Source organism: Paraburkholderia metrosideri (genome assembly GCF_904848625.1).
Classification (GTDB): Bacteria; Pseudomonadota; Gammaproteobacteria; order Burkholderiales; family Burkholderiaceae; genus Paraburkholderia; species Paraburkholderia metrosideri.
The window spans coordinates 363,198-388,490 of the sequence record NZ_CAJHCP010000007.1; the positions used below are offsets into that span (position 1 = coordinate 363,198).

Annotated in this window: 24 protein-coding genes; 7 read left to right on the forward strand and 17 right to left on the reverse strand. The window is 61.6% G+C overall.

Going from position 1 to position 25,293, the window contains the following annotated elements; genetic code table 11:
- Positions 1 to 93 precede the first annotated feature (93 nt).
- The 3 genes from araG to LMG28727_RS17680 all read left to right on the forward strand — a co-directional run bounded on the left by araG (position 94) and on the right by LMG28727_RS17680 (position 2,966).
- Complete coding sequence (araG, locus tag LMG28727_RS17670; RefSeq protein ID WP_201643593.1) at positions 94 to 1,653, forward strand: L-arabinose ABC transporter ATP-binding protein AraG; 1,560 nt, start codon at positions 94 to 96, stop codon at positions 1,651 to 1,653.
- 104 nt (positions 1,654 to 1,757) lie between these two features.
- Positions 1,758 to 2,762, forward strand: coding sequence for an L-arabinose ABC transporter permease AraH (gene araH, locus LMG28727_RS17675; RefSeq protein WP_201643594.1), 1,005 nt, complete (start codon positions 1,758 to 1,760; stop codon positions 2,760 to 2,762).
- Positions 2,763 to 2,813: 51 nt separating this feature from the next.
- Positions 2,814 to 2,966, forward strand: a complete 153-nt coding sequence (locus LMG28727_RS17680; RefSeq protein WP_201643595.1) for a hypothetical protein — start codon at positions 2,814 to 2,816, stop codon at positions 2,964 to 2,966.
- A gap of 67 nt (positions 2,967 to 3,033) precedes the next feature.
- On the opposite strand, the gene sap1 is transcribed toward LMG28727_RS17680, so the two are convergent.
- The 10 genes from sap1 to LMG28727_RS17730 form a co-directional block, all read right to left on the reverse strand.
- Positions 3,034 to 3,372: a surface attachment protein Sap1 gene (gene sap1, locus LMG28727_RS17685; RefSeq protein WP_201643596.1), complete on the reverse strand. Its 339-nt coding sequence runs from the start codon at positions 3,370 to 3,372 to the stop codon at positions 3,034 to 3,036.
- Positions 3,373 to 4,294: 922 nt separating this feature from the next.
- Positions 4,295 to 4,501 carry a hypothetical protein gene (locus tag LMG28727_RS17690; protein WP_201643597.1) on the reverse strand — a complete coding sequence of 69 codons (207 nt, stop codon included), beginning with the start codon at positions 4,499 to 4,501 and terminating at the stop codon, positions 4,295 to 4,297.
- A gap of 123 nt (positions 4,502 to 4,624) precedes the next feature.
- The gene (locus tag LMG28727_RS17695; protein WP_201643598.1) at positions 4,625 to 5,050 is read right to left on the reverse strand and encodes an HIT family protein; all 426 of its coding nucleotides are present in this window, start codon (positions 5,048 to 5,050) and stop codon (positions 4,625 to 4,627) included.
- Positions 5,051 to 5,423: 373 nt separating this feature from the next.
- Positions 5,424 to 6,542 (reverse strand): diguanylate cyclase, encoded by a 1,119-nt coding sequence (locus LMG28727_RS17700; protein WP_201643599.1) that lies wholly within the window; start codon positions 6,540 to 6,542, stop codon positions 5,424 to 5,426.
- 63 nt (positions 6,543 to 6,605) lie between these two features.
- Positions 6,606 to 7,625, reverse strand: a complete 1,020-nt coding sequence (gene cheB, locus LMG28727_RS17705; protein WP_201643600.1) for a chemotaxis response regulator protein-glutamate methylesterase — start codon at positions 7,623 to 7,625, stop codon at positions 6,606 to 6,608.
- A gap of 4 nt (positions 7,626 to 7,629) precedes the next feature.
- Complete coding sequence (locus tag LMG28727_RS17710) at positions 7,630 to 10,098, reverse strand: hybrid sensor histidine kinase/response regulator (RefSeq protein ID WP_201643601.1); 2,469 nt, start codon at positions 10,096 to 10,098, stop codon at positions 7,630 to 7,632.
- Positions 10,095 to 10,778: a chemotaxis protein CheW gene (locus LMG28727_RS17715; protein WP_201643602.1), complete on the reverse strand. Its 684-nt coding sequence runs from the start codon at positions 10,776 to 10,778 to the stop codon at positions 10,095 to 10,097. Before LMG28727_RS17715 ends, LMG28727_RS17710 begins: the two co-directional genes overlap by 4 nt.
- A gap of 7 nt (positions 10,779 to 10,785) precedes the next feature.
- On the reverse strand, positions 10,786 to 12,237 hold the full coding sequence (locus LMG28727_RS17720; RefSeq protein WP_201643603.1) for a CheR family methyltransferase: 1,452 nt from the start codon (positions 12,235 to 12,237) through the stop codon (positions 10,786 to 10,788).
- Positions 12,234 to 12,698, reverse strand: a complete 465-nt coding sequence (locus LMG28727_RS17725) for a chemotaxis protein CheW (RefSeq protein WP_201643604.1) — start codon at positions 12,696 to 12,698, stop codon at positions 12,234 to 12,236. The genes LMG28727_RS17720 and LMG28727_RS17725 overlap by 4 nt, the downstream gene beginning before the upstream one ends.
- A 72-nt stretch (positions 12,699 to 12,770) precedes the next feature.
- Positions 12,771 to 14,396 (reverse strand): methyl-accepting chemotaxis protein, encoded by a 1,626-nt coding sequence (locus tag LMG28727_RS17730; protein ID WP_201643605.1) that lies wholly within the window; start codon positions 14,394 to 14,396, stop codon positions 12,771 to 12,773.
- 295 nt (positions 14,397 to 14,691) lie between these two features.
- On the opposite strand from LMG28727_RS17730, the gene LMG28727_RS17735 reads away from it, so the two are divergent.
- Positions 14,692 to 15,051: an ecotin precursor gene (locus LMG28727_RS17735; protein ID WP_201643606.1), complete on the forward strand. Its 360-nt coding sequence runs from the start codon at positions 14,692 to 14,694 to the stop codon at positions 15,049 to 15,051.
- Positions 15,052 to 15,120: 69 nt separating this feature from the next.
- Here the strand turns inward: LMG28727_RS17735 and LMG28727_RS17740 are convergent, their stop codons facing one another.
- The 3 genes from LMG28727_RS17740 to mnmE form a co-directional block, all read right to left on the reverse strand.
- Positions 15,121 to 15,282 (reverse strand): hypothetical protein, encoded by a 162-nt coding sequence (locus LMG28727_RS17740; RefSeq protein WP_201643607.1) that lies wholly within the window; start codon positions 15,280 to 15,282, stop codon positions 15,121 to 15,123.
- Positions 15,283 to 15,527: 245 nt separating this feature from the next.
- Positions 15,528 to 16,715 carry a tyrosine-type recombinase/integrase gene (locus LMG28727_RS17745; protein WP_201643608.1) on the reverse strand — a complete coding sequence of 396 codons (1,188 nt, stop codon included), beginning with the start codon at positions 16,713 to 16,715 and terminating at the stop codon, positions 15,528 to 15,530.
- Positions 16,716 to 16,894: 179 nt separating this feature from the next.
- Complete coding sequence (gene mnmE, locus LMG28727_RS17750; protein WP_201643609.1) at positions 16,895 to 18,289, reverse strand: tRNA uridine-5-carboxymethylaminomethyl(34) synthesis GTPase MnmE; 1,395 nt, start codon at positions 18,287 to 18,289, stop codon at positions 16,895 to 16,897.
- A gap of 369 nt (positions 18,290 to 18,658) precedes the next feature.
- On the opposite strand from mnmE, the gene LMG28727_RS17755 reads away from it, so the two are divergent.
- The gene (locus LMG28727_RS17755; protein WP_201643610.1) at positions 18,659 to 19,063 is read left to right on the forward strand and encodes an XRE family transcriptional regulator; all 405 of its coding nucleotides are present in this window, start codon (positions 18,659 to 18,661) and stop codon (positions 19,061 to 19,063) included.
- 225 nt (positions 19,064 to 19,288) lie between these two features.
- Here LMG28727_RS17755 and yidC read toward each other — a convergent pair whose 3' ends face one another.
- From yidC to rpmH, 4 genes are all read right to left on the reverse strand, one after another.
- The gene (gene yidC, locus LMG28727_RS17760) at positions 19,289 to 20,950 is read right to left on the reverse strand and encodes a membrane protein insertase YidC (protein ID WP_201643611.1); all 1,662 of its coding nucleotides are present in this window, start codon (positions 20,948 to 20,950) and stop codon (positions 19,289 to 19,291) included.
- Between the two features lie 30 nt (positions 20,951 to 20,980).
- The gene (gene yidD / locus LMG28727_RS17765) at positions 20,981 to 21,211 is read right to left on the reverse strand and encodes a membrane protein insertion efficiency factor YidD (RefSeq protein ID WP_006050604.1); all 231 of its coding nucleotides are present in this window, start codon (positions 21,209 to 21,211) and stop codon (positions 20,981 to 20,983) included.
- Between the two features lie 115 nt (positions 21,212 to 21,326).
- A complete protein-coding gene (gene rnpA / locus LMG28727_RS17770) occupies positions 21,327 to 21,806 on the reverse strand; it encodes a ribonuclease P protein component (protein ID WP_407945853.1) in 480 nt (159 codons plus the stop codon).
- 19 nt (positions 21,807 to 21,825) lie between these two features.
- Positions 21,826 to 21,960 (reverse strand): 50S ribosomal protein L34, encoded by a 135-nt coding sequence (rpmH, locus tag LMG28727_RS17775; RefSeq protein WP_004198824.1) that lies wholly within the window; start codon positions 21,958 to 21,960, stop codon positions 21,826 to 21,828.
- A 384-nt stretch (positions 21,961 to 22,344) separates the two neighbouring features.
- On the opposite strand from rpmH, the gene dnaA reads away from it, so the two are divergent.
- Together dnaA and dnaN are read left to right on the forward strand one after the other, a co-directional pair.
- Positions 22,345 to 23,922, forward strand: coding sequence for a chromosomal replication initiator protein DnaA (dnaA, locus tag LMG28727_RS17780; RefSeq protein ID WP_236592043.1), 1,578 nt, complete (start codon positions 22,345 to 22,347; stop codon positions 23,920 to 23,922).
- A gap of 220 nt (positions 23,923 to 24,142) precedes the next feature.
- Complete coding sequence (gene dnaN / locus LMG28727_RS17785) at positions 24,143 to 25,246, forward strand: DNA polymerase III subunit beta (protein WP_201643614.1); 1,104 nt, start codon at positions 24,143 to 24,145, stop codon at positions 25,244 to 25,246.
- Positions 25,247 to 25,293: the final 47 nt, after the last annotated feature.

A 25,293-nucleotide genomic window follows, 5' to 3' on the forward strand; every position in this document is an offset into this window, starting at 1 on the left:
CGGAGCTCGAGTTCGAGCCCGCATGTTGCGGGCCGTGCGCGCGTGGAGGCGCAAGCGGCCCGCAAAGATGTTCACCAGCTTGAGGTTTTTCCAATGATGTCCTCACACATTGAGTCTTCCGGCGACGCAGCGGCGGCGTTAGCGCCCTCAACTGCTTTCGAGCCCGGCACGCAACCGTATCTGCAACTCGACGGCATCACCGTGCGCTTTCCTGGCGTGCTTGCGCTCGATCAGGTGTCGCTCGAAGTGCGGCGCGGTGAAGTGCATGGCCTGATGGGCGAAAACGGCGCGGGCAAATCGACGCTGCTGAAAGTGTTGTCCGGCGTGAATCAACCGGCGGCGGGCACGTTGTCGCTGGGCGGCGTCGAGCAGCAATTCACGACGACGAAGGCGGCGATCGCAGCGGGCGTCGCGATCATCTATCAGGAATTGCACCTGGTGCCGGAATTGACCGTCGCCGAAAACCTGATGCTCGGCGCGTTGCCCAATCGCTTCGGCGTGCTCGATGAAAAAGCGCTGGTGTCGCGCGCGATGCGCGAACTGGAACGGCTCGGCGAAAAGATCGATCCGTCGCAACAGGTGAAAAATCTGTCGATCGGTCAGCGGCAGATGATCGAAATCGGCAAGGCGCTGATGCGCGATGCGCGCGTGATTGCGTTCGACGAACCGACCAGCTCGCTGTCGTCGCGTGAAACGACGCAATTGTTCCGGATCATTCGCGCGTTGAAGGCCGAAGGCCGCGCGATCATCTACGTCACGCACCGGATGGAAGAAGTCTACGAACTGTGCGACCGCGTGACGGTGTTTCGCGACGGCCGCCGTATCGATACCTTCGAAGCGGGTGCGGGACTCGATCGCGAACGCCTGATTAGCTGCATGGTGGGTCGCTCGATTGTGGATGTGTACGGTTATCGCTCGCGAGAACTCGGTGACGTGCAACTCAGCGTCAAGAATCTGATGGGACGCGGCTTGCGCGAACCGGCTACGTTCTCAGCCCGTAAGGGTGAGATCGTCGGCTTTTTCGGACTCGTCGGCGCGGGCCGTTCGGAGTTGATGAAGCTGATCTACGGCGCGGTCAAACCCGCTGCCGGCGAGATCACGCTCAAAGGCAAACAGGTGCGCTTCTCGTCACCACGCGATGCGGTGCGCGCGGGTGTCGCGCTGTGTCCGGAAGACCGCAAGCAGGAAGGCATCGTGTCTATCGCGTCGGTGTCGGACAACCTCAACATCAGTTGCCGCCGTCATTTCAGCCGCTTCAACGTGCTCAACGGACGCAAGGAAGCGCAGACCGCGAAGGAGTTCATCGGCAAGCTCGCGATCAAGACGCGCAATGGCGATACGCCGATCGGCACGCTGTCGGGCGGCAATCAGCAGAAGGTGATTCTGTCGCGCTGGCTCGCCGAAGAGATCGACGTGTTCCTGATGGACGAGCCGACACGCGGCATCGACGTCGGCGCGCGCAGCGAAATTTATGGGCTGTTGTACGGACTCGCCGAAGCGGGCCGCACGGTGATCGTCGTGTCGAGCGATCTGGCCGAGGTGATCGGCGTCGCGGATCGCGTGCTCGTGATGAAGGAAGGCTGCATCGTCGGCGATCTGCCGAAGGCGCAAGCCACGCCGGACGCATTGATCAAGCTGGCCCTGCCCCGCTGACGTCGCCTCCTGTTCGACACAACACGACACAACACGACACCATACGACACCACACGATTTAGGCCAAAGCAATTGAATCGCGCTACTGAAACGGAATACACATCATGAATACACCTTCAACCGATTCCTCGACCCCCGCCGTCGCGTCTGCCGGAATAAGCGCGCGAGCGGCGCGCACGTGGGATTTGATCAATAAGTCCGGCATCGTGATGGTGTTCATCATCCTGTTCGCGGTGCTGTCGTTCACCGTGCCGGACTTCATCAGCTCGCGCAATATCCAGGGGCTGCTGCTGTCCGTCACGTTGATCGGTTCGATCTCCGTCACGATGATGTTCGTCCTCGCGTTGGGTGAAGTGGATCTGTCGGTGGCGTCGATCGTCGCGTTTGCCGGCGTGGTCGCCTCCACGTTGATCACCGCGACACATAGCGTGATGCTCGGCGTCGCGGCCGGCGTGCTCGCGGGCGGCGCGGTCGGTCTCTTTAACGGCGTGCTGGTCGCGCGCTACAAGATCAACTCGCTGATCGTCACGCTGGCGATGATGGAAGTCGTGCGCGGCCTCGCGTTCATTACGTCGAATGGCGACGCGGTGATGATTTCCGAAGAGCGTTTCTTCGACCTCGGCGGCGGCTCGTTTCTCGGCATTTCGTATCCGATATGGAGCAACATCGTTGGCTTCGTGCTGTTCGGTTTCCTGTTGAAGAAGACGGTGTTCGGCAAGAACGTGCTGGCGGTTGGCGGCAACAGTGAGGCGGCGTTGCTGGCTGGCTTGCCCGTGACGCGCATCAAGATCACCGTGTTCGTGCTGCAAGGTCTCGTGACCGGGTTTGCAGGCGTGATGCTCGCATCGCGGATGAGCCTCGGCGATCCGAAGACGTCGGTCGGTCTCGAACTCGGCGTGATTTCGGCGTGTGTGCTCGGCGGCGTGTCGCTGACGGGCGGTGTCGCGACGATTTCGGGCGTGCTGGTCGGCGTGTTGATCATGGGCTCCGTGCAGGACGCGATGAGCCTGCTGAACGTACCGACTTTCTATCAATATCTGATTCGCGGCGGGATTCTGCTGCTGGCGGTGCTGTTCGATCAGTTCCGGCGCAGCAAGCGCGTGCATTGAGGTTTGCCGGTTATCTGTTGTTCCTGCGCTTTGCGAGAAGGCGTACTGCCGATGTGGACCACCATCCACATCGGTTTTTTTTGGCCGCCATTTTGCGCGTGGCCCAATGCGTTGCAAGCCGTGAAAATAAAAACGGCCGCGCATCTCTCCAATGCGAAGCCGCTTTTTTCAACGCATGAATTTACACGCCCCGAGGCTTTCTAAAAAGCCAGGGGATTGACGCGCGCAAAATCACATTCCAGCGAATCTCGCCGGAATTAACGCATTCAGGTTATTGCTTGATAAATCGATCGTTTGCCCACAGCCCTTCGGTATCGCTATTGCCCGAATTCACGAATTCGACGTCGTGGCCGACCACACGCACCACGCGGAAACTTGAATTTGCAGGCGTCGATACGCATTGATATCCGGAGAAGAATTCCTGCATCTTTTGCTGTTCGCCGGCTTGCGCATGCTGGTCGGCGGCGTCGAGTTTATCCTTCGACAAACAGCCGTACGCGTTGGCTTTGAACTGAATGGTTTGCTGCGGCTTGACCATGGCGTCTTGCGCCTGAACGGTCGCGGCAGCCAAACCCGCAATGGCGAAAACAACGGCGAATCGTGCTTTCATTTTTTCCTCCGGTGCGGGTCGAATACTCAGGTTAGCTATGTATTTAACTTTAACGTTTAACCCGCATCTAGCACTTTAGGAGAATGAGAAAGAACGACAAGCACATCTTGTGTGCGGTCGCAACAGTGGCGAATTGTCGCAGCGCGCATGCCGAGTGCTTAATCCTTGAGCAGTCGCCAAAACGTGTGACATTGAAACGGATAACTAAAAGACCCGCTGGTCGCACCGCTTTAACCAGTAAAGCTTTGCGCTGCGTATTGGCGTAAACGAGTAACGTCAATTAAGTGATTTAATACATCGAAAACCCTGACGTTGTGCATCGCACACAAAGTCATTCAACCGACCAAACAGAAAATGCGAAATAACGGATTAGGTGCAGAAGATAAACGATGCCATGCAGATAGCACGCCCCGTTAAAAGCGGCCCATGCAGCGAGTTTGCAGACAAGGCAAAGGCGTTATCGGCGCTGCTGCACCTGCTGGGTACGGGTGGTGCTCTACAATGAAATCATGCTCCTGCGATTCGGAGGCCACCGTGATCGAGCACCTGATATTGGGCATTTTTCTGGTCATTCCGCTGCTAATCGTCGCGTTTCTTTTCTCCGACGAATTGTGGCAGGAACACCGCCACCTTCACCCCATGCGTCCGGCGCACGTTAGACCGCGACGAATCGACTGGCGGCATCCACTGCGTCGCCCACGCGAGGGTCCCTGACGCATTGTTTCAAACGATCCAACTCCTGTTCTGCGTGCTGCACTGCACGAAGCGAGCCGCCCTCTTAAAATGGCGGCCCACTGAACAGGAGAATTCGTGCGCAAACTGATGTCTTTGATGTTGCTGACCGTCACCGCAAGTGCTTTCGTACCGACAGCGGCCAACGCCCGTACCGTATGCCAGCGCGTATGGGTGCATGGCCGGTTGGTCACGCGTTGCCACCATGTGCCGCCGCATCATTACCACCACCATCATCGTCCGCCGCCGCATCACGGCCCGGCGCCGTACCATCGGTAAATGAATCGGAAACCCGCGTTGCGCGGGTTTTTTTACGCGCTCGTGCCGGGCAAGCGGCGGCGCAGGCACAAACAAAAAAGCCTGCCGTTTCCGGCAGGCTGAAAAAAGAGATCCACACTCAATGCCTTGCGGGTACAAGGCAAATTGCAGTCTAGCCGCGCAGCGCGGGCCGCTGGTTTCAATGGCTTTTACAGTTGTTACGGCGCGTAACCACGTTAAGGAAGCACCGCGTAGAACAGCATCAGGCGGCGCGCCAGTGCGAGCGGATGCGTTTTGCGAGCGCCTCGAGCGTATCCGCATCGGCGACGTCGCGCGAATGCAGTTTCAACGGCTGGCCTTCCCAGCGCGGGATCACGTGAAAATGCACGTGAGGCACCGTTTGTCCCGCCGCCGCGCCATTGAATTGGCCGATGAACACGCCGTCCGGGCGCAACGCTGCGCGAACGGCAATCGCAAGCTTCTGCGTCATGCGCATGCACGCGGTCAATGACGCATCGGACAACTCGAAAATCTGCACCGCCTTTTCTTTCGGTACGACCAGCAGATGGCCGTCGGCCTGCGGCATCAGGTCCATGAAGGCGAGGGCGGCGTCGCTCTCGGCCACTTTGATGCACGGCAGTTCGCCACGCAGAATCCTTGCGAAGGGATTGCTGTCGTCGTAAGTCATGAGGCTTTCCTTTGCCATTGCGAGGTACAGGGGATATCGGGGAGGGGGCGTGCGCCTTCATTGTCCATCACATCTGTTACAGCGCGTGAACCGCGCGTTCAGATGCGCGACGCTGGCCGGTTGCTCGACCTTCAGCGGCTCTTTCGCGAACGACGGCGCGTTCTGGATTGCGAGAGGATGCCGGCTCCAAGTCCCAGCATCGCCGGCACTGCGGATGACCGCCCGCGCAGCGGTGATACGCCCTGAGTTGTCTGGCGCCGGCGCGCGAGATATCCGCGCGATGCGTTCTATCTGCAACATGGCATGGCAAGCGACAAGCGACGCGTGCCAGCTGACAAGCAGCAAGCGACAGATGACAAGCAATAAGCAGCAATCAGCCCGTCACCGCCACCTGATTCTTGCCATCCCGCTTTGCGCGATACAGCGCGACATCGGCGGCTTCGATCAGCGTCGTTACCGGTTCGTCCAGCGACGGCACCAGGATTGCCGCACCGATGCTGATCGTGACGACACCGGTTGCGGACATCGAATGCGGAATCCCGAGTCCCTCGATGGCGAGGCGGATTTTTTCCGCGAGCAGACGCAAGCCGCCCGACGACGTGCCCGGTATCACGACCGCGAACTCTTCGCCGCCAAAGCGCGCAGCGAGATCGGGAGAGCGACCGAGGCATGACTCAACGGTTTGCGCGACCCGTTTGAGCACTTCGTCGCCGGCCACGTGGCCGTAGGTGTCGTTGTAGGCCTTGAAGTTATCCACATCGATCATCAGAAAGCCGAGGACCGATTTGTCGCGCGTGCCGCGACGCCATTCCGCCGACAGATACTGGTCGAGATAACGCCGGTTCGATAGCCCCGTCAAGCCGTCCGAATGCGTGAGCCGCTGCAATTCCAGATTGGTCGCAAGCAACTGCTGTTGCGATTGACGCAGCGCCTGATACGCCTCGTCACGTTGCAACAGGTTCAGATACGAGCGCGAGTGATAGCGAATCCGCGCGATCAGTTCGATCCGGTCCGGCAGCTTCACCAGATAGTCGTTCGCGCCCGCCGCGAATGCCGCGCTTTTCACCAGCGGTTCTTCCTTGGTGGACAGCACGATGATCGGAATATCGCGCGTGGCCGGATTCTGCCGATACTGCCGCACCAGCGTGAGCCCGTCCGTGCCTGGCATCACGAGATCCTGCAGGATCACGGTCGCGCGCGTGTCTTCGGCGACCATCACCGCATCTTCGGGCGACGCGCAGTAATGAAAGTCGACGCTCGCTTCGTCGGCCAGCGCGAGGCGGATCGCCTCGGCGATGATCGCCTGGTCGTCGACCAGCAGCACCATGATCGGACACTCGGCCGCGGGCGGATTGCCGAGGATGCGCGCGAGCGCGTCGTCGACCGCGAGATTGGACGCGTCCGCTCCGTCCAGCACCGGTGCCTGCGCATTCGCGTCGTGTCGGGCGAGTTTTGGCGCGGCGGTGTTCTGTTTCGGTTCAGGAGTGTCCATGGTGTTCTGCCAGAATGAATGTCAATGTTCGGGGCGCGTGCGTCGAGGGGGACGAGCGGGCGTCTATCGCGCGCCGATCGCGGCCGCCAGGGCGGCGGCGATGCGTGGCAACGGCAGGATCGCGGCGGCGGCGTCGAGCGCCGCGGCGGCCTTCGGCATGCCGTACACCGCGCTGGTCGCTTGGTCCTGTGCGATCGTGTGGTAGCCCTTGGTCCGCATCGCCTTGAGTCCGATCGCGCCGTCGCGGCCCATCCCGGTCAGCAGCACGCCGACCGCACGAGCCGGCCAGCGCGCCACCACGCTATGAAAAAACACATCGACGGAAGGACGGTACGGGGTTTCTTCCGGCGCGCGCGTGTAGCCCAGCACAGCAGGCAATTTCAGATGCAGATGGTCGTCGGTGGCGGCGAGCAGCACGACACCGGCTTGCGGGCGGTCGCCTTCCATGGCGATGCGCACCGGCAACGCCGACTGCTGGTTCAGCCAGTCTGCCATGCCGGCCGCAAACGAAGCGTCGACGTGCTGCACGATCACGGTTGCCGCAGGGAAATCCTTCGGCAAACCTGCGAGCAGGGTGGCGAGCGCGGCGGGCCCGCCTGCCGACGCGCCGATCGCCACCAGCGGCGTATCGCGTGTCGTCGCCATGCCGAGGCTCGCTGCGCCAGTCGCCGCGCCGGGCGCATGGCGCTCCTTGACCAGGGCGCCGATACGGTCGATTTTGGCGATCAACGTGGCGATGCTCTTATGCGCATCGGGCCCGCTGAGCGACGGTGTATCGACCGCGTCGAGCGCGCCCGCGCCCATCGCTTCATAGACGCGCCACGCGTTCGCGCCCACGTCGACGGTCACGATCAGGATCGCGCACGGCGCCCGCGCCATGATCCGCCGCGTGGCCTCGATCCCGTCGACGTTCGGCATCACGAGGTCCATCAGCACGATGTCGGGCCGCTGGGCCGTGCAGAAATCGACCGCCTGCTGGCCGTCCTGCGCGATCCACAACACGTCGTAGTCGTGGCGGGCGGCGAGCGCGCGCCGCAGCGCCTCTACGGCGAGCGGCATGTCGTTGACGATTCCGATTTTCATTGATTTACCCGTAGGCCTCGCCGATCAAATCACGCACGGCATCGAGCAGTGCTTCGTCATGAAAGCTGCCTTTCGCGAGATAGTAGTCCGCGCCTGCATCCAGTCCGGCGCGGCGGTCTTCTTCGCGATCCTTGTACGAGACGATCATCACCGGCAGCGACTGTAATTGCGGATCGCGCTTGATGAGCGTGACGAGTTCGATGCCGTCCATGCGCGGCATGTCGATATCGGTGATGACGAGGTCGAAGCGCTCGCCGCGCACGGCGTTCCAGCCGTCCATGCCGTCGACGGCAATCGTCACGTCGTAACCACGCGTGGCCAGCAGCTTGCGTTCGAGTTCGCGCACGGTGAGCGAGTCGTCGACCACCAGCACGCGGCGGGTCGAGCGTTGAGCGACGTGAGCGCCGCCGTGTTGCGCGTGCTTCAGTTCGCCGCCGGCCACGAGTTTTTCGACCGAACGCAGCCAGTCCTCGACGTCCGCGATCAGCACCGGATCGCCGTTTTCCATCAATGCGCCGGCGGTGATGTTGCGGATCTTGCCCAGACGCGGATCGAGCGGTTGCACGACCAGCATCCGCTCGCCGAGAAAACGGTCGACTACGACACCGTAGGTGTGCGCGTCATCGCCGATCACGATCATGCAGACGGTGCCGGTGTGATCCACGGGCGGCGTGGTGTCGAGAATCTGATGAGCGGTGACGACGCCGATGCGTCGCCCGGCGAACGCAATGTGCTGATGGCCTTCGAGCAATTCGATCTCGGCACGATTGATCTGCAGCGTGCGGTTCACGTGCGCGAGCGGCACCGCATAAGGCTCGCCCGCGACTTCGATCAGCAGACTGCGAATCACCGACAGCGTCAGCGGTAATTGCAATTGCACACGCGTGCCGAGACCCGGCTCATGCGTGATGCGGACCGTGCCGCGTACGCGCTTGACGACGTCGTGCACGGCGTCGAGTCCGACGCCGCGTCCCGACACCTCGGTGACCTGATCGCGCAGCGAGAAGCCGGGCAGCAACAGGAATTCGAGCAACTCGGCTTCGGATAGCCGCGCTGCGGTTTCCTCGCTGGCGAGTTTTTTGCGAACGATCGATGCTCGCAGCCTGTCGAGGTCGATGCCCGCGCCATCGTCGGACACGGTGATGAGCAGGGCGCCGGCTGTGTGACGCGCGTCGAGCGTCAGCGTGCCTTCTTCCGGTTTGCCGCGCGCCGCGCGCACGGCGGGCACCTCGATGCCGTGGTCGAGTGCATTACGCAGCATATGGCCGAGCGGCGCTTCGAGCAAATCGAGAATGTCGCGGTCCACCTGGGTCGATTCGCCCACCAGTTGCCAGCGCACTTTCTTGCCGAGCGAGCGTGCGACGTCGCGGACCATTCTCGCGAGTCCGCTGGTGCCGTCGCCGAACGGACGCATCCGGCATTGCAGCGCGGCGTCGTAAAGCTGCTGCGACAGATGCGTCGAGCGGCGGTCGAAGCTTTCCAGATCGGCGAGACGGTCGGCAAGCAGATGCTGCGACTCGGCGGTAAGGCGGCGGACTTCTTCGAGCGCGGCTTGCGCGCGCGGATCGAGCTTCAGGTCGGCGAGGGTGTCGTGTAGCTGGTCGAGCGCGCGGCTGCTGTCGCGCTGGACGCGTTTGACACGCAGCATCGATTGCGCGAAGGGCTTTAGCCAGCGCGATTCGACCAGCGATTCGCCCGATAAGGACAGCAGGCGGTCGAGGTTGTCGGCGCGCACGCGAAGCATGCGGCCGGGTTCTGCGGTGGCGGCCGCTGTGTTGCTGCCGCCGTTGCTGGCCGCAACGGGCAATGTGGCGGCTTCGTTTGCCGCCACTGGCGCAGGCGCTGGTGACGATGCCGGTGTTCGCGCAGCTTCCGCGCGCAAGGCTTCGGCTAGCAGATTGAAGGCGGCGTCCGGATCGGCGTTGCTGGAAGCGGAGAGGGCGGCTGGCGCATCGGGTGCCGCGAAGGCCGCGCTCGGCGCAGGTGCAGATGCAGGCGCACGTGCAGGAGTAAGCGCAGAAGCAGAAGCCGCCTCCCCAACACCGCCCGCCATCATTCCGCGCCGCAATGCCGCGCCATGCGGCGGCACATTCTTCATCCGCGTCTGCAACGCGGCCACGCACACGCCGACCGCATCACGCGCGGACTCGTCCTCATCGTTGCCAATACGCGCGACGATATCGACGCCGCGCAGCAACTCGTCGATCCACGCGGCGTCGAGCAACGCGCGACCTTCCTGTGCCGCGACGAAGCAATCCTCCATCGCATGCGCGAGTTCGACACCCACCTGCACGCCCACGATACGCGCCGCGCCCTTCAGCGAATGCGCGGCCCGCATGCACGCTTCGAGCGCCGTGGCATCGTTGGGCACGCGGTCGATCACCAGCAGGCTGTCGTTGAGCACGCGCGCCTGCGTCCGCGCTTCTTCGCGGAAGAGATCGAGCAGCGACGGGCGGCGCGGGTCGTCCGTCATCCGAGACTCCGGTTCAAGGTGTCGAAGAGCGCGTCGACATCGAGCAGACCAACACTGACGCCGCGCCACGACGCGACCGCGCGCGTATGTGCGGCCGCCGCTTGCGTGAGCGTCGCGGGCGGCGCGCAAAAAGTAGACGATGCCAGCCGATGCACGCCGTCGACCTGATCGACGGGAAACGCCGCGTGTTCCTCGTCACGCGACACCACCAGCAGACGTGGCAGATCGTGTGGAGCGCGACCGTCGCGGGCGGCGGTGTCCGGCTCGAAGCCGAGCAGATGGGCGAGCGACAGGCACACCAGCAATTCGCCCTGCACGTTGACCACGCCGAGCACCGCGCGATGCTGTCGATGCGGCAACGTATGAATCGGCCGCGTCTGCACGATGCGTTTGAAGATCGACGTGGGCAACGCGAGCCATTCATCGCCGATACGAAACACGAGGAACGATTCGCTCGCGCCTTGCACATCGTGTTGCACGTGCGGAACGTGCCGATGCCGCGCCGAACCATGAGTGTCGTGTTGTGAAAGATCGACGAGCGAAATTGGCCGTTCGAGCAGTTTGGCTGCTGCCGCCTCGAATACGGGGCAATTCAGGCAGCGCACGTATTCGTCGAGCCGCTCGCACGACGAATCGCCGCGCACGCCGATGCGGTTCCAGCAGTCGTCGACAGTGGTCATGCGCGCTTCAATCACGTGCCGCCCCTTGTGCGCGGGACGCGCGTTGCATCAGCAGGCGCGCGCCGGCGCGATCGCCTTCGAGTTCGAGCAGCGTCGCCAGGTGCGCGAGCGCTTCCGCGTGCTGCGGATCGAGATAAAGCGCCTTGCGATACTGGCTGCGCGCGAGGCGGGTATCGCCATTCGCATCAGCCAGAACGCCGAGCAGATAGAACGCGCCGGCGTGCGGCGCGTGTTGCTCCAGATAGGTATTGATTGCCGTGGCGGCTTCGGCGAGACGGCCCGCGTCGGCTAGCGCATGAGCGGCGTTGAGTGTGTCGCGGGCGGCGTTTGTCGGTGCGTCGATAGACGACGCCGACGAGTCATGCACGTGCGAGGCGGCCCGCGACAGGTTGCCGGAGTCCAGCGATGCAGAGCCGTCGAGCGTAGGCGGGCGGAGCGTGACGTTGGCAGACGGGGCAAACTGCGTCACACCGTCGAGCGCTGTCCGCGCGACGGGATCAGGCCATGCAAAAGGTTCCGCCGAGAAAACCTGCGCCGGCGCAAGTGCTGGTACCGGCGAATGGGTCATCGCGAGCGCGGCGGCGCCGGCGAGCGGCGCGGTATGCCAATGGTTCAACTGCGCATCGGCGGAAGCGGCGCGATGAAACGCGAACGCCAGCGGAATCTTCGCGGATTGCATGCCGTGACGCATCAGCAAGCCGGTTTCCGCCGGGCCGACGAATAACGTACCGTTTTCAGCCAGCACGTGATTGAGCGCCTGCAACGCGGTCTGCTGGGTTTCCCGGTCGAAGTAAATCAGCACGTTGCGGCAGAACACGAAGTCGTAGACACCCAGCGCGGACGCATCGAGTTGCATCAGATTGGCGCGCGAGAATCGCACCATGTCGACGATACGCGGCGTGAGACGCCAGCCGTCTTCGGTACGGATGAAATGCGCGTCACGAAACGCAAACGCGTTGCCGCGAAACGAGTTGCGTCCGTACAGCGCGCGTTGCGCGACCGCCAGCGAACGCTCGCTGATATCCATCGCGTCGAGTCGAAACTGCGAATCGTCGATGCCCGCGTCGAGCAGGGTCATCGCGATCGTGTAGGGCTCTTCGCCAGTCGAACAGGGCAGGCTCAGAATCCGCAACGGCAGTCCGGCCGCGCGGCCGTGAAGACGTTCGTGCGCGAGTCGCGCGAGTGCCTTGAATGCGTCGGCATCGCGATAAAACCACGTTTCCGGCACGACCACCGTTTCGATCAGCGCCTGCACCATCGACGGCGATGTGGACGTGGCTTCCCAGAAGTCGGCAAGCGTGGCATCGGCGTGACCGTGCGCGCGCCACGCGGCTGCGCGTTGATCGACGGCGCGTTCGACCGCGCTATGGCCGAGCGATGCCGCATCGAGTCCCATGGTCCGATGCAGCAGTTCAACGAAGCGCCGATAAAGCGGCGCGTTGTCGGGATGCGCGTTCATGCGTGCGCCTCGGGAAACAGCAGCGCTTTCACGTCGTCAGGCAACAGATGCTCGACGCGAATCCATTGCACGAGTCCGCCTGCTTCACTGGCAACGGGGCCGAAATACCGCGCATGCGGCATATCGAGGCCGGTCGCATGAAACGCATCGGCTTCAAGCCGGATTGTGCGGGTCGCGCCTTCCAGCAATAACGCGAGCAGCCGCACAGTGCCCGCATGGGGATAACGCACCAGCACGACGCGCGTCGACATCAGCTGCGCAGCGGGACGGCCGAGCGCGAGCGCCGGCAGATCGATCACCGGCAAAGGCGTGCCTTCGTAGTCGAGCACGCCCGCCACCCACGACGGCGCGCCGGGAATCGTCTTCGGCGGCGCTTGCGGCGTGAGCGGCATCAGTCGCTCCACCTGCGTCGCGTCGATCACGTAGCGTTCGCTATCGAGCGTGAAGAGGATGAAGAGCATCGTCGTATTGGCTGGGCTGGGCTGGGCTGGAGATCAGCAGGCTGGCTTTGACGGCTGCGCGGTGGCGCGTCGTCAGGCCACGACCTTGAAGCGCGACACACCCGTACGCAGACTATTGGCGACGTGTGTCAGGTCGTCGATGGCCTGAGTCGACTGACGCAGCGACTCCGCCGTCTGCTGCGCGGCCTCCGACAATTGCGTCAATGCCTGCGTGATCTGCTCCGCGCCGGTCGCCTGGGTCTGCATGCCCTCGTTGACCATCGAGAAACGCGGCGCGAGTTGCTGCACCTGCTGGATGATCTGGGTGAGATGGCCGCCCACATTCTGCACGTCGAGCATGCCGCGCCGCACTTCCTCGGAGAACTTGTCCATACCCATCACGCCTGCGGCCACGGCAGACTGGATCTCCTTGACCATCTGTTCGATGTCGTAGGTCGCGACGGCGGTCTGATCGGCGAGCCGGCGAATCTCGGTCGCCACGACCGCGAAACCGCGTCCGTATTCTCCGGCCTTTTCGGCTTCGATCGCGGCGTTGAGCGACAGCAGATTGGTCTGATCCGCGACCTTCGTGATGGTCGCGACGACCTGGTTGATGTTGCTGGCCTTCTCGTTGAGGATCGCGAGTTTCGCGTTGACCGAACCAGCTGCTTCCATCACGAGGCGCATCGTTTCTTCCATGCGCGCGAGACCTGCGTGACCGGTGCCGGCGAGCGCGGCTGACTGACCCGCTACGTCCGATACTTCGTTCATCGTGCGCAGCAGATCGCGCGAGGTCGCAAAGATTTCTCGCGACGTCGCGCCGATCTCGGTCGTCGTCGCGGCGGTTTCATTCGCGGTGGCTTGCTGTTCACGCGAGGTCGCGGCAATTTCCGTCACCGACGTCGTGACCTGCACCGCCGACTTCTGCGCCTGGCCCACCAACGCGGTGAGTTCATCGGTCATGCGGTTGAAGCCCGCTTCGAGCGCGCCGATTTCGTCCGCGCGATTCAGATGCAGGCGCTGGGTGAGATCGCCGGTGCGCATCACGTCGACGACTTGCAGCACTTTGGCCATCGGCGTGGTGACCGCGCGCAGCAGCCAGTAACCGGCCAGCACGGCGACGAGCGCGGCGAGCAGCAGCATCACGAGCAGCACGAGCCGGGTTGTCTCGACCGAATTGCGGATACTTTCGGCGGCCTGGTCCGCGTAGCCCTTGTTGTTCTCGACCAGTTTGCGCATCGAGGTGCGGCCCGTTTCCCAAACCGGCGTGAGCTGCGTGTTGAAAATGCGCGCGGCCGTGTCTTTCGACGCCGGCAGGGCGTTCAGCAACGTGTTCTGGATCGGCAGGTATTGCGTGTGCTGCTGGCGAAAATCGTTAAAGATGTCCCGGTCGACGTCGCGGAAAATCGTCGCGCCGTAGTCGCCGAGAAGCTTCTGAAGCGCCTGTTGGGTCTCCTGCAAACGCGTGGTGTCGCGCTTCACGGAGTCGGGGTCCGCATCGACATAGATGAGACGCTGCGTGACGGTGTAGTTTTCGAACCATGCCGCGCGCATCGCGGTCGCGTAGTAGAGGCCAGGCATCGAGTCCTGCTGCTGACTCTTGGCGTCGTGATCGATACCGCCGAGTTGTTCGAAAGTGACGATCGCCATTGCCAGCATCACGATCAGCACAATCCCGAAGCTGCACAGAATCCGTTGCCGGATGGTCCATTGTTTCACGCGCACGCCCCTTACTTTTTTGGCTTTGTCTCGACCCCGGTCTGTTGATGCCGGTCTGCGCAGGGGTCGAGGATCGGAAAGCTCTGAGGGTTGTCAGATTCATCCGACGGGTTATGTCGCCGAATTTTACATTGATCGGGAGATTGTTTGAGCCTGATAGAGGAGAGTAGACCAGCGCGCCTGGCGGTCCGCGTCACCTGGTTACACGGGTAATGTCCAGTTACCACTTGCAGCATCTATTTCTATGTACTCCCTTCACAATCCGTTCCATGCCTTGAACGGCGCGGAGCTAAACATGAAAAAGATCGCAGTGGCGTTGGTGATGGTCGGGAGTCTGAGCATGGCGGGACAAGCGTCGGCTCATGGCGGTGGCGGAGACGTCGTCGGTGCGCTGATCGGCGGTGCTGTATTGGGCGCGGTGGTGACATCGGCGTTGAATCCCGCGCCAGTGGTCGCTTACCAGCAGCCTGTCTATGCGCAGCCGGTTTATGCCCAACCCGTGTATGCCCAACCGGAGTACCAGCCTGCGCCGGCCTATTCGGGTCCGCCGCCGGGATACTGCTATGACCAGTACCAGCGCGCATACGTCGCGTGCGGTGCGCCGCCCCCGGGACAGTACGGCTATGCGCAACCGCAGCCTCAACCGGGTTGGTAAGTGCCTGAGTGTGGGCGCTAAACAAAAAGGCTCGTCTTTGACGAGCCTTTTTTGTTCCGGATGCGTCGCTCAGTGACGGTGATGCAGCCACTCCGCATAGTGCGTGTCGAGCCAACGCTCGAACCGGGGCGGCTTGGTCGTGTGGTGATAGCGAGACGCCGCCCAGATTGCTACGCCAACCAGCAGCATCACAGCGGGCCCCAATAAATATGCAATCAACGATTCAGACATCGGAGCCTCCATCGCGGCGTGCATCGATGCTTCAGTTTAGGCGATCAAATCGGGGAAAGATGAACAGGTTGATGGGGTTTCTGTGCATTTCCGTGAATATTTTCGTAACCTGATGAGGCGGCTTGAATTTCTCTAATGGCAGAGTTTACAGCGTTATGGTTCCGTGAATGTGTACCATAAACGTCGCCAAATGACGGTGATAGATTCATCCGCAGGGTCATATCGAGATTGTTTGATAACTACGTTCACCGTTTGCTGCCGGCCGCAATCTGCACGTCGACGAAATCCGCCCAACGTTGAGCCATCCGACGTTGTTCGACGATTTCTGCTGGATCTTCAACCCCTTGCGCGCTGATGGATGCCGGATCGAGCGCATCGGCTTGCTGCGCGATCGCGCGCAAGTGCGTCGACGCCGTGCGCCGAAAATCATGCAGGACGAAATGTTCCACCTCGAGGCCCAGCGCCTTGACCGCCTGATTCAGCGTGCTCCGGGCAATCGGCCGGTCGTCGCCCCTGACGCTCGGGAATACGAAATTCCGGCGGAGTTTCGCCTGATGAAGCTCGCGCAGCATCGCCACCGCCTGACGCGAAAGGTACACGTGCTGATCCCGCTCTGTGTTGAGACGCGCGGCGGGAATCGTCCAGACTGCATTGTCCAGATCGAACTCGACCCATCGCGACTCGACCAGATCCGACTTCCGCACCATCGTCAATACCAGCAGATGCAGCGCCAGTTTGAGTGGCCGCCGAATGCTCGATGCGTCGATTGAACGGAACAGCGTGCCGATCTCTTCTCCGGACAGCACGCGAGTGCGGCTGTCGAAGGTCGCGATGGAACGCGCCGACACGACATCCGCCGGATTGCTGGTCGCGAGTTGGCGGCCGATCAGATATTCGTAGAGTCGTTTGACGACGTTGCGCGTGTGCAGGGCCATTTTCGGCGAGCCACGGCTTTTGATGTTCTCGCAGATCGCGACGATGTCGTTGGGCGTAACCGCATTGATCGACTTGCTGCCGATCGCGGGCAACACGTCCTTATCGAGCGCGCGGCGGGTGGTGCGCCGATATTCGGCCGATTTGCCGGACATCGCCGTCGACAGATAGAGGTCGGCGGCTTCGCGCAGCACATCGGCTTTGCTCTCCGCGCCGCGATCACGCCGCGCGGTCGCAACCGGCGAGGTGCCTTGCGCGACCATCTCCGCATACTTCTGCGCCTTGGCCCGCGCGACGCGCAACGAGATCATCCGGTAATCGCCGATGGTGGCGAGCGGCTGGCGTTTGCCGTTCAGCGTGTAGCGGAAGCGCCAGATTTTGGTGCCGGTCGTCATGACTTCGATGACCAGACCATTGCCGTCGGCAACGCAGTAGCGGGTGGCGCGCGGTTCTAGCGCGCGAATCTCGGATTCGGTAAGGGGGACGGCCAAACGGGGCATGCTTTCGGATCTTTAATACTGGGCAGTGTGGATTTTAAATCCTTATGCCGCCTGTTGTGTACCAAAGATTAGCGGTTTTTTGGGTCGACCAAAGTTCGCATTGGATCGATGCCGAGATATCGTGATTGGCTTGTTAGTCCAAGCCAGTCAAGCCCGTGTGGCAATTTCGCATTTCACCGCTACTTGCCGATGCAGAATCTGCTGAAAATCACTCCGAGCAGATCATCCGAACTGAACTCCCCGGTAATCGAGTTCAACTGATCTTGCGCAAGCCGGAGTTCCTCAGCGAACAGATCGAGCGCTTGCGAGTTCTGATCTGCGTGTGCGGCGGCTGTCGCCAGATGCTCCTGCGCAGCCCGCAGAGCAATTAGATGACGCTCGCGCGCGAGATAAACGCTTTCCGCGCCCGCCTGCCAACCGGCGATCCGCAGCAGTTCGTCGCGCAATAACGCGACGCCGTCGCCCTGTTTCGCCGACAACCGCACTTCACTCAGTTCGAGATCGGCGTCGAGCGCCTGAGTTGCTGGAGCCTGCCCCGTCAGATCGCTCTTGTTCATCACACGCACCACCGGCACTCCATTAGGGAAACGCCCGGCGATCGTCTGGTCCTCGGCGGTCATGCCGGTACGTGCATCGAGCAGATGCAGCACCACGTCCGCGCGCTCGATCTCGCTCCACGTGCGCGCAATGCCGATCTTTTCCACTTCGTCTTCGGTGTCGCGCAAACCGGCGGTGTCAATTACGTGCAGTGGAATGCCCTCGATCTGGATGGTCTGCGCGACCTTGTCGCGCGTCGTGCCGGCGATCGGCGTGACGATGGCCAACTCCGCGCCCGCAAGCGCATTCAGCAGCGACGACTTGCCGACATTCGGCTGTCCGGCAAGCACCACCGACAACCCCTCGCGCAACAGTGCCCCTTGGCGCGCTTCGCTCAACACATGCGCGAGACGCTCGCGAATGCGGGTGAGTTTGCCGCGAGCGTCGGCGGCTTCGAGGAAGTCGATTTCCTCTTCGGGGAAGTCGAGCGTCGCTTCAACCAGCATGCGCAGCGTGATCACTTCTTCGACCAGTGCGTGGATGTCGCGCGAGAAAGCGCCGTCCAGCGAACGACCTGCCGAGCGTGCGGCGGCTTCGGTGCTCGCCTCGATCAGATCGGCGACGGCTTCGGCTTGCGCCAGATCCAGCTTGTCGTTCAGGAAAGCGCGGCGCGTGAATTCGCCCGGCTCGGCCAGACGCAGAGCGAACTCGCGGCCGGCGTCGATGCAACGTTGCAGCACGAGTTGCAAGACAACCGGGCCGCCGTGGCCTTGCAACTCGAGCACGTGCTCGCCGGTGTACGAGTGCGGCGCCGGAAAATACAGCGCAATGCCGCGATCGAGCGCGCTGCCGTTGGCGTCGAGAAACGGCACGTAACTCGCGTGACGCGGCGTGAGGGCCTGGCCAGTCAGCGCCTGCATGAGCGGCTGAGCCGCTGCCTCCCCCGCCCGGCCGAACGAAATGCGCACGACACCGATGCCTCCACGGCCTGGCGCGGTAGCAATGGCGACGATGGGGTCGGAGTCGGTGGTGAGCATGGGAGCGTGGCAAAAAACGGGAAGAGGGAAGGCCGGCGCAGATCGGCGCGGCGCGACGCATTGTAACGCGGGCGTATTCCGCAGCCGCTGTCGCCGGCCGAGAACTATGTCATTTGGCCAGCTATTCAGACGAATTCAGATTTATCTCGATCAAGCTAGGATTGTTACCCTTTCGTCTCAGAATATTTAAGATAATTTAAGATGTCGACTCTCCGCAGATGCCCGCCAGCTAAAGAAAAATTGGAAAAAATCAAATCTGGCGAAACGCTTTGTCCATCGTGGACAACAAGCTAAATCTATCTCAAATACGCTAAAACGAAGCTCGGTCAGTTGTCAACTGGTTGGACGCTAAATTGCACAATCTGGCCCATGCCGACCACCAAAGAAAAAGCCGCCTTCGCCAAAAGGCTGAGGGATTCGTTAGAGCCGCTGAAGATTCGCGGCGGCACCAAGCTTGCCAACGAGTTCAATCGCCGATATCACGGCGAGCGTCCCGTTACACCGCAAACCGCGCACAAATGGCTCACCGGGACGACGATTCCAATGCCGGACAAGTTGCGCACGCTGGCCGAATGGCTGAACGTCAAGGAACATTGGCTTCACTACGGGTCACCGCCAGCAGAAAATGCCCGAGGACTGGCGCGCGGCGAGAAGTATCCGCCGACGCCCGAAACAATCGAACTGGCGTCGAAGATCGCGTCGCTCAATCCGAAAGACCGCTTTCTGCTCGAAGAAATGATTGTGCGCTTTTACGGCGAGGATTCAGAGGGGTGATAGGGCGGCGCCCACGCTTTGCGGCGCTTTCCGGGTGATACGTCTTATCTTTCCGACCGTCGCAGCGAACGCGTTTTTAATTGACTCTCCTTCTAGCCGCAGACGAGTTGCGAGGATAAAAAAAGCCGCCCGGTTTGCACCGGGCGGCTTTTTTGCATCTGTACTGCCAGCGAGCTTTTTGGCGTTGATGGAAGAGGGCGCCTCTCCCATCAGCCTATCCATCCATCAAGCCGCTTTCGGCGTCTTCGGCTTACCCATCATTCGCGTGATGTAGTACTGCTGTGCGATCGACAGCACGTTGTTCACGACGTAATACAGCACCAGGCCGGCCGGGAAGAAGAAGAACATGACCGAGAAAGCGATCGGCATGAACATCATCATCTTGGCTTGAACCGGATCCGGCGGCGTCGGGTTCAGCTTGGTCTGCAGGAACATCGAGACGGCCATCAGCACCGGCAGAATGAAGTACGGGTCTTGTTGCGACAGATCGTGAATCCACAGAATCCACGGCGCACCGCGCATTTCCACCGACGACAGCAGCACCCAGTACAGCGAGATGAACACCGGAATCTGAATCACGACCGGCAGACAGCCGCCGAACGGATTGACCTTCTCGGTCTTGTACAGCTCCATCAGTGCGGCGTTCATCTTCTGCGGATCGCCCTTGAAGCGTTCGCGCAACGCCGTCATACGCGGCGTAATCGCCTTCATGCGCGCCATCGACTTGTAGCTCGCGGCCGACAGCGGGAAGAACACGGCCTTGATCAGCAGCGTGAGCAGCACGATCGACCAACCCCAGTTGCCGACATAGCTATGAATCTTCTCGAGCAGCCAGAACAACGGCTTCGCGATGATCGTGACCCAGCCATAGTCCTTGACCAGTTCCAGACCCGGCGCAATGCCTTCGAGCATGCGCTCTTCTTCCGGACCCGCGAACAGGCGTGCCGACACGGTGGTCGTCTGGCCCGGTGCGATGGTCGGCAGCGGCTGCTTCACACCCACGCGATACAGCGACGGATCGATCTTCTCGACGTAGATGTCGCGCTTCACGCCATGTTCAGGAATCCACGCCGACGCGAAGTAATGCTGGACCATCGCGATCCAGCCGTTGTCGGCCGAGGTCGCGTAATCCTGCTTGTTCTTGTCGATGTCGCCGAACGTCATCTTCTGGAAGTGGTGCTGGTCGGTGTAGACAGCCGGTCCGATGAACGTGTGCGAGAAGCGCGGCGTTTCCACCGGCTGATCGTCGCGCACCAGTTCCATATAGACCGACGGCGTCACCGGCACATTGCCGACGTTCTGGATCTTCGTCTCGACACCGATCACGTAGCTGCCGCGCGTGAACGTGTAGGTCTTGATGACCTTCACGCCACCCTTTTCCGGCGACTCGAAGCTGAGGCTGAACGACTTTTCGTCGCCCGTCAGTTCGGTCTGCTGATTCGGCATCAGCGTGAAAATGTCGTTGTGGTTCGGGAAATCGCCGCCGAGCAGGCCTGTGCGAGCCAGATACGTGTGATTGTTCGTACGGTCGAACAGCGTGATCACGAGATCCGGCGTCTTGCCGTCGCCTTGCTTGACGAGCGACAGCTTCGACAGCGTGCCGCCGCGCGTGTCGATCTCACCGCTATAGACGTCGGTGCTGAACTTGACGAGTTGCGACTGCGTTGCCGCCGGCGCATTGCCGGGCGCGGCTGCGTTGGTAGCCGGCAGATCGGCGGGTTGGGTTCCAGGCGTCGTGGTTCCCGGTGCAGCGCTACCAGTCGTGCTGGTCGGCGTGGCGCTCGGGAAGAACATCGACTGGCGTCCATGGTCGCGTTGCCAGTTGTCGAACAGCATGACCGCTGACATGAAAAAGATGACCCATAGGACGGTGCGTTTGATATCCATGCGTTGTCTCAGTGTCGATGGAACGGCGCGTCAGCGCTTTTCAGAAGTGGGAGGCGGGACGAGATCGATGCCGCCCGCGGAAAACGGGTGGCAGCGGCAAATACGCCTGGCGGCGAGATAAGTCCCGCGCGCGGCGCCATGATACTGGATTGCTTCGCGCGCGTAATCAGAGCAGGAAGGGTAAAAACGGCACCGGTTGCCGAGCATTGGGCTCACGGCAAGCTTGTAAAAACGCAATAAAGCGATGAGTACCGTTTGCATGGCTGATGCGGCCGAACGGCGCCGCGCAACGTGGAGTACCGGGCGACGCCCGCCTGGCAAGGCTGCCGAAGCTGCTTGGGCTTCAGGAGCCGCAAAGCGGGCGGTCACTTGAGTGTCATTCCGACTTGGGCGCTTCCGCGGGTGGCGCTTCACGACGGATAATTTCGCGCGCTGCCTTGTCGAGCAACGCCTCGATTTCACTACGGCACAGCGCCCTCAGGGGCGGCGACGAGGCGCTCGGCAAAGCCTTCTTGTCGAAACGCGTGTGCAATCGCAGCAGCACATCCCAACCGCCGAATTCCGCGCGACGCAGCCGGAAGGCTTCGCGCGCGATTCGACGTACCAGATTACGCGTGGCCGCGCGCGGCGCATACTTCTTGCCGATCACGAGGCCTAAGCGAGCGTCATTGCCGGTGGGCCGGCCGTACACCACGAAGTGCGGAGTGCGGCGCCACGGGCGCAAACGAAAAACGGATGAAAATTCATCCGTTTTCAGCAGCCTTGCGGCTTTGGGGAAGGCGGCTTGCGCTGGCAACGGAACCGAGCCCGGTTGCTGCGCCCCAGCCGCTCCCGCATTACCGCGGGCTTCGGTCACAGCGCGCAATCTGCTCGCCTTAGATGGCGAGGCGCTTGCGGCCCTTCGCGCGACGTGCGTTGATGACCTTGCGGCCACCTGCGGTCTTCATGCGAACGCGGAAGCCGTGGGTGCGCTTGCGACGGGTAACGGAAGGTTGGTAAGTACGTTTCATGTTGCTCTCACTTGATCGAAAAAAAACCGCGCGATCATCGCTGAAAGCGCAATGGCCGGAGGTTTACTGAAATTGGTTTTCGCGGAACCCGCTATTTAAACCGGTTTTCCGTTGGCCGTCAATAGTTTAGCCTGGTTCGGCCGAGCCCTGGGCCTGGTTCGTCGGTTGATCCGTCCCTGTGGATAACTCCCTTGCGGGTTCGTTTACGCGTTAGAATCTCGCCTTACTTCCCAAAAATCCTGCACGCCGCTCCGGCTCGCTTGCCCCGCAAACCCTTGTGGCACAAGCGCCTGGAGCCGTTACGCCTGGCTGCTCAGGGCCTTGTTGCGCGCACGCAACGGGGGCAGCGGCGACCGCCGTGCACACCATAACGACAGCAACTCGATGAACGATTTCTGGCAACACTGTTCCGCATTGCTGGAGCGTGAGCTTACGCCCCAGCAGTATGTGACGTGGATCAAACCGTTGGCCCCGGTCGCCTTCGACGCCGCTGCGAACACACTCAGCATCGCCGCGCCGAACCGCTTCAAGCTCGACTGGGTCAAGAGCCAGTTCTCCGGCCGCATTTCCGATATGGCCCGCGATTTCTGGCAGGCCCCGGTCGACGTGCAATTCGTGCTGGACCCGAAAGCCGGTATGCGCGCCCCTGCGGCAGCGTCGCCGGCCCCGGCTCGTCCGGCGTCGTCCGCACCGATGGGCGGCCATGCTGGCGGCGGTGCCGCGGTGGATGCAGCCGTCGGCGCCGTGCAGGCCGCACAGATCGCGCGCGCCAATCAGGCGATGTCCGCGCAAAACGCGAACGCTCGCGCCGCCGCTGAAGACGCCGCCGACCTCGACCTCCCCAGCCTCGACGCAAACGAAGCCGCAGCAGCACGCCGCACGTGGCGCCCGGGTCAGAGCGCGGGCTCGTCCAGTAACGGCGAAAACGACTCGATGTACGAGCGCTCGAAGCTGAACCCCGTTCTCACGTTCGATAACTTCGTGACCGGTAAGGCCAACCAGTTGGCGCGCGCGGCGGCGATTCAGGTCGCGGACAACCCCGGCATTTCGTACAACCCGCTGTTCCTGTATGGCGGCGTGGGTCTCGGCAAGACCCACCTGATCCACGCAATCGGCAACCAGTTGCTGATGGATAAGGCCGGCGCCCGGATCCGCTACATCCACGCGGAGCAATATGTGTCCGACGTGGTGAAGGCTTACCAGCGAAAGGCATTCGACGAGTTCAAGCGCTATTACCACTCGCTCGACCTGCTGCTGATCGACGATATTCAGTTCTTCTCGGGCAAGTCGCGCACACAAGAGGAATTCTTCTACGCATTCGAGGCGCTGGTCGCAAACAAAGCGCAGGTGATCATCACCAGCGACACCTATCCGAAGGAAATTTCGGGTATCGACGACCGCCTGATCTCGCGCTTCGACTCCGGCCTGACCGTCGCAATCGAGCCGCCCGAGCTGGAAATGCGTGTCGCGATCCTGATGCGCAAGGCGCAGTCGGAGTTCGTGAGCCTGAATGAAGACGTCGCGTTCTTCGTCGCCAAGCATTTGCGCTCGAACGTGCGCGAACTCGAAGGCGCGTTGCGCAAGATCCTCGCGTATTCGAAGTTCCACGGCCGTGAAATCACGATCGAACTGACCAAAGAAGCGCTTAAAGACCTGCTTACGGTGCAAAACCGGCAGATTTCGGTAGAAAACATCCAGAAAACCGTGGCTGACTTCTACAGCATCAAGGTTGCGGACATGTATTCCAAAAAGCGGCCGGCGAACATCGCGCGGCCGCGCCAGATCGCGATGTACCTGGCGAAAGAGCTGACCCAGAAGAGCTTGCCGGAAATCGGCGAATTGTTCGGCGGGCGCGACCACACCACGGTGCTGCACGCGGTGCGCAAAATTGCCGACGAGCGCAGCAAGGACGCGCAACTGAACCACGAATTGCACGTGCTGGAGCAGACCCTGAAGGGCTAGGCGGCCCGGATGGAAAAATCGACCTGTTTATTTCCAAACTCGCCCCCATTTTAGTGAGGCGGTTCCGTTTTCAGGCACAATACAGGTTTAACCGCCCGGCGGCCGCGGGCGGATTTCACGCCGTGACAGGCGCTGCATGGCGCCGGCGGGGAGCCACGGCTGCATGCTGGAAAGCTTACCTGGCAAGGTGCGCAGGCCGTCATATCAACGAAGGAACTCTATGCAACTGGTCAAGACCGAACGCGATAACCTCCTCAGGCCGCTGCAAACTGTGAGCGGCATCGTCGAACGCCGCCATACGTTGCCGATCCTCGCCAATTTGCTGATTACCAAGAACGGCCCCGACGTGTCGTTCCTGTCGACCGACCTCGAGTTGCAGATCACCACGCGTGCCGATTTCGGCGTGGGCGCTGATTCGGTCGCGACCACGGTGGCAGCACGCAAGCTCCTCGACATTCTGCGCGCCATGCCCGACGGGCAGGTCACGCTCACGCTGAACGACAAGCGTTTGACCGTGCAATCCGGCAAGAGCCGTTTTGCGCTGCAAACCCTCGCCGCAGACGAATTCCCGACGGTCGCGCAAGCCAAAGACTACGGCGCGAGCCTCGTGGTTCCCCAGAAGACGTTCCGCCAGTTGCTCGGCATGGTCCATTTTTCGATGGCCCAGCAGGACATCCGCTACTACCTGAACGGCATGCTGCTGGTGGTAGACGGCGACCAGCTGATGGCAGTCGCGACAGACGGTCACCGTCTGGCGTTTTCGTCGATGAAGATTGAAGGCTCGTTCCCGCGCCAGGAAGTCATCATTCCGCGCAAGACGATCCTGGAATTGCAGCGCCTGCTGGAAGACATCGACGACACGCTGAAGATCGACATCGCGCAAACGCAGGTGAAGTTCACGTTCGGCCAGGTTGAACTGGTGTCGAAGCTGGTCGAAGGCAAGTTCCCCGACTTCCAGCGCGTGATTCCGAAGTCGCACAAGAACCAGTTCCTGATTGGCCGCGAAGAACTGCAGCGCTCGCTGCAACGCGCAGCAATTTTGACGTCGGACAAATTCAAGGGCGTGCGCTGCATCATCGAGCCGGGCCAGTTGAAGATCATGTCGACCAACGCCGACCAGGAAGAGGCGCAGGAAGAACTGGAAATTGCCTATACCGGCGACAGCGTCGATATCGGGTTCAACGTCACGTATCTGCTCGACGTGCTCGCGAACCTGAAGGTCGACATGTTGCAAGTGAGCCTGGGCGACGCCAGCTCCAGCGCGTTGATCACGATTCCCGAGAACGACGAATTCAAATACGTAGTGATGCCGATGCGCATCTAACGCGTCCAATACCGAGAACACACCAAGGGGCGCAGCGCCCCTTTGGC